Source organism: Streptomyces aurantiacus, assembly GCF_001418335.1.
Classification (GTDB): domain Bacteria; phylum Actinomycetota; class Actinomycetes; order Streptomycetales; family Streptomycetaceae; genus Streptomyces; species Streptomyces aurantiacus.
Map to the genome: position 1 here is coordinate 1 of NZ_LIPP01000499.1, position 1,157 is coordinate 1,157.

The 1,157-nt window shown below is 69.1% G+C and carries 1 protein-coding gene; it reads left to right on the top strand.

The window, feature by feature from the left end; translation table 11 throughout:
* Positions 1 to 96 precede the first annotated feature (96 nt).
* On the top strand, positions 97 to 1,068 hold the full coding sequence (locus AOK01_RS39475; RefSeq protein ID WP_055520392.1) for a pirin family protein: 972 nt from the start codon (positions 97 to 99) through the stop codon (positions 1,066 to 1,068).
* The last annotated feature ends 89 nt before the right edge of the window (positions 1,069 to 1,157 follow it).

Below are 1,157 nucleotides of genomic sequence, written 5' to 3' on the forward strand. Positions count from 1 at the left end.
GAGGGAATTCCCTCCGGGCGTTCTGTGTTCCGGGTGGCAGGAAGTTCTGCATTCAACTAAAGTTCGAGTACAAGCGAGCACAAGGAGGTAACCGACATGCCTGCAGTGACCGTCGAGAACCCGCTGACCCTGCCCCGTGTGGCGGCGTCGGCGGAGGCCGTCGCCCGCCCCGTGCTCACCGTGACCACCGCGCCGAGCGGTTTCGAGGGTGAGGGATTCCCGGTCCGTCGCGCGTTCGCGGGGATCAACTACCGCCACCTCGACCCGTTCATCATGATGGACCAGATGGGTGAGGTGGAGTACGCGCCGGGCGAGCCGAAGGGCACCCCCTGGCACCCCCACCGCGGCTTCGAGACCGTGACCTACATCATCGACGGCGTCTTCGACCACCAGGACTCCAACGGTGGCGGCGGCACCATCACCAACGGCGACACCCAGTGGATGACGGCCGGCTCCGGCCTGCTCCACATCGAGGCGCCGCCGGAGTCGCTCGTCATGTCCGGCGGCCTCTTCCACGGGCTGCAGCTGTGGGTGAACCTGCCGGCCGCGGACAAGATGATGGCGCCGCGCTACCAGGACATCCGCGGTGGCTCGGTCCAGTTGCTCAGCACCGCCGACGGCGGCGCGCTCCTGCGGGTCATCGCCGGTGAGCTGGACGGTCACGAGGGCCCCGGCATCACGCACACGCCGATCACCATGATTCACGCGACCGTGGCACCCGGCGCCGAGCTCACGCTTCCGTGGCGCGAGGACTTCAACGCCCTCGCGTACGTGATGGCGGGCCGCGGCAGTGCCGGCACGGAGCGCCGGCTGGTCCACACCGGCCAGACGACCGTCTTCGGCGCGGGTTCCTCGCTCACCGTCCGTGCGGACGAGCAGCAGGACGCCAACACCCCGGACCTGGAGGTCGTCATCCTGGGCGGCCGGCCGATCCGCGAGCCGATGGCGCACTACGGCCCGTTCGTGATGAACACCCGCGACGAGCTCCAGCAGGCCTTCGAGGACTTCCAGAAGGGCCGCCTGGGCACGGTCCCGGCGGTTCACGGGATGTCGGAGGGCGGGCTGTAGTCGAGTCGAGTCGAGTTCGCCGAGTTGAGGAGAGTGGGCCCCGTCCGAGCCGGACGGGGCCCACTTTTCGTCGTGGCGTCGTGGCGTCG